A 3,084-nucleotide genomic window follows, 5' to 3' on the forward strand; every position below is an offset into this window, starting at 1 on the left:
CATCAGCGTCGCGCCCATCGGCGCATAGCCGGCGGTCAGGCCCTTGGCGAGCGTCATCAGGTCGGGCTCGACGCCCTCGGCCTCGCACGCGAACATCGGGCCGGTGCGGCCGAAGCCGGTGATGACCTCGTCGACGACGAACAGGATGTCGAGCTCGCGCGCCGCCTCGCGCATCGCCTTCAGCCAGCCCACCGGCGGCACGACCACGCCGCCCGAGCCCTGGATCGGCTCGCAGAAGAAGGCGGCCACGTTGTCCGCGCCGAGCTCGGCCACCTTGCTGCGCAGCGCCGCCACCGAGGCCGCGATCAGCGCCTGCGGATCGGCCCCGGCCGCGCTGCGGTACCCGTAGGGCGAGGCGATGTGGTGCTGGTTGGGCAGCGGCAGGTCGAAGCCGCGGTGGAACAGCGGCAGCGCGGTCAGCCCGGCGCCGAACGACGACGAGCCGTGGTAGCCGCGCTCCAGCGCGATGAAGTGCTTCTTGTGCGGGCGGCCGGTGTTGTTGTAGTACTGCACGATGAAGCGRCTGGCCGCGTCCACCGCCTCCGAGCCGCCGAGCGTCAGGTAGACGCGCGTCAGCGAGGCCGGCGTGATCTCGACCAGCTTCGCGGCCAGGCGGATCGCCGGCTCGCTGCCGAAGTGGAAGTAGCCGGTGGCATAGGGCAGCTTGCGCATCTGCTCGGCCGCGGCCTGCACCACGCTCTCGTGGCCGTAGCCGATGTTGACGCACCACAGGCCGGCGAAGGCATCCAGCAGCTCGCGCCCGCTCGCATCCTTCAGCCAGGCGCCGTGGCCGGACTCGAGCACGGTGACGCCGCGCTGCTGGTGCTTGCGCCACGGCGCGACCGGGTGGATCAGGTGGTCTCGGTCGAGCGTGATCAGCGCATCGAGGGTGGAAAGGGCTGGCGACGACATGCGGTGGGCTCGTGGTGGTGAGCCTCCAGAATAGGATGGCGCCCCCGGCGCGTGGTGCTGCTTTGGGCCGGCGCGGCGCAACGCAGCATCGTTCTTCGCGGCGGTTCAGCAGAAGATGTGGCGGCGTGCGCGGTCAGTAACCGCGCGCGCGGTCGACGCGGCCGACCATCTCTTCACCGGCCTCGAAGCGCCGCAGGTTGTCCAGCACCACGCGCGCCGCGGTGTCGGGCTGCGTCATGCTCGCGATGTGCGGCGTGAGCCAGATGTTCGGGTGCTGCCAGAACGGGTGATCGGGCGGCAGCGGCTCGGGGTCGGTCACGTCGAGCACCGCGTCGGCGATCCGGCCCTGCGCGAGCGCGGCCAGCAGGTCGACCTGCACCAGCTGCGGTCCGCGCCCGACCTGCACCAGGCCGGCGCCGCGCGGCAGCTGCGCGAACAGCGTCGCGTCCAGGAAGCCGCGCGTCTCGTCGGTCAGCGGCAGCAGGCACACCAGGATCTGCGTGCGCGCGAGAAAGGCCGGCAACTCATCCGCGCCTGCGAAGCACTGCACGCCGTCGACCTGGTGGCGCGAACGGCTCCAGCCGGCGCAATCGAAGCCGAAGCTGCGCAACTGCGCGAGCGCCGCCCGGCCCAGCGAGCCGAGCCCGAGCACGCCGACGCGGCAGTGCCCGGCCGGCCGCACCGGTGCCGCCTTCCACTGCGCCTGCGCCTGCTGGCGCCGGTACTGCAGCATGTCGCGGTGCAGGGCCAGCACCGCCCAGCTGACGTACTCGACCATGCCGCCGATGATGCCGGGCTCGACCATGCGCACGACCGGCAGCCCGGCTGGCAGCGCCGCGAAGTCGAACTGGTCGACGCCGGCCCCCGACGAGAACAGCACCTGCAGGTTCGGGAACAGCTCGCCGAGACGGGCCGGCGGCTCCCAGGCCGCGAGGAAGCGCACCTGCACCGGGTCGCCGATGTCGGGCCAGATGCGAAACGCCAGCGCCGGCGCCTCGCGCGCGAAGATCTCGGCCCACTGGCGCCCGCGCACCGGGTCTGATTTGTAGACGAAGCTCATCGGGTCAGCCGAGCGCCTGGTTGACGAGGGAGAACAGGCGGCTGCCGTCAGCGAGCACCGGCACCGCGCCGCGCACCATCACCGTCGGCGCATCCACGCGCAGCAGCCCCAGGCTCTCCAGCCACTCGGTGAGCCCGCTGTCGAAGTCGATGTCGATGCGCACGAACTTGCCGGCGTTCAAGCCCACCAGGTGGGCGATCAGCGCCTTCGCGCCCTCGACGTCCGGCGCCACCACCGGCCCGAGGCTCAGCCCGCGCCCGAAGCGGCGCAGCATCGCGAAGCCGCGCGCCTGCCCGTCCTGGTCGAGCACCACCGTGTCGGCCTGGGCCAGCAGCGCGCCGATCAGGGCCGGGCGCGGCATGCCGCGCGCCTGCGCGTCGAGCCGCGCCAGCGCCTCGCTGTCGTTGTGGTCGGCCGGGCGCAGGCGCCGGCCGGTGTCCAGCGCGACCAGTGGCGCCGGCAGCGCCGTGCCCTGGTGCTGGCGCACCTCGCCGGTCCGCACGAAGCCCAGGCGCTCGTACAGGCCGCGGCCCTCCGGCGTCGCATGCAGCAGCACGCTGCGCCCGCCGAGTCCGGCCAGCAGCGCCTCCATCAGGCGGTAGCCGATGCGCCGCCCCTGGCAGCGCGGGTCGACGATCACCAGGCCGATGGTCGCGTGCCGTTCACCCCAGGACCAGCTCTGCGCGGTGCCCATCAGCTCGCCGTCGCGCTCGGCGACCAGCCCGCGGCCGAACTCGAAGCTGAACTGCCAGTCGGCGAGCCGGTGCGGCCAGTGCACGCGCAGCGACAGCGCGTGGGCGGCGTCGAGGTCCCGGGCCTCCATGGGCCGCAACGCGACCCCGTCGGCCGCGGTCCCGCTCTTCGAAATGTCAGTCAATGGCTTCTCCAGCGCAGGCGTCTCGTGCGATGGTTCCAAGCTTCCCATCGCCCCGGATAGGACGATCTTGTCGCCGCGATCAAAACCGCAGCTTGCGCTGCACGGGCCGGGCGATTCGCCATTTGCTGCGTTCGCCGGCCTGCGTACGGCCGCAAATTCCGCACCACCCTGCCTAGCATTCGAGCGTCGATTGAACCCCATTTTTGCGAGGCCGGCGCGTGCACACCTTCCATCC

At 72.2% G+C, this 3,084-nt stretch carries 3 protein-coding genes; all 3 read right to left on the reverse strand.

Annotation, left to right across the window (positions count from 1 at the left end; translation table 11 throughout):
• Nucleotides 1-912 (reverse strand): aminotransferase class III-fold pyridoxal phosphate-dependent enzyme (locus tag AC1D12_RS29380; RefSeq protein ID WP_477844719.1); only part of this gene is annotated, 912 nt, incomplete at its 3' end.
• A gap of 133 nt (nt 913-1,045) precedes the next feature.
• Entirely contained in the window at nt 1,046-1,972 is a 927-nt protein-coding gene (locus AC1D12_RS29385; RefSeq protein ID WP_477844721.1) for a 2-hydroxyacid dehydrogenase, read from the reverse strand.
• Nucleotides 1,973-1,976: 4 nt separating this feature from the next.
• On the reverse strand, nt 1,977-2,849 hold the full coding sequence (locus AC1D12_RS29390) for a GNAT family N-acetyltransferase (protein ID WP_465111930.1): 873 nt from the start codon (nt 2,847-2,849) through the stop codon (nt 1,977-1,979).
• Nucleotides 2,850-3,084 lie beyond the last annotated feature (235 nt).

The sequence above is a fragment of the Rhizobacter sp. P1_G5 genome, assembly GCF_056405435.1.

Excerpts from the sequence above, each read along its gene's own strand:
- AC1D12_RS29385 (WP_477844721.1), bottom strand. The coding sequence starts at position 1,972 with ATGAGCTTCGTCTACAAATCAGACCCGGTGCGCGGGCGCCAGTGGGCC.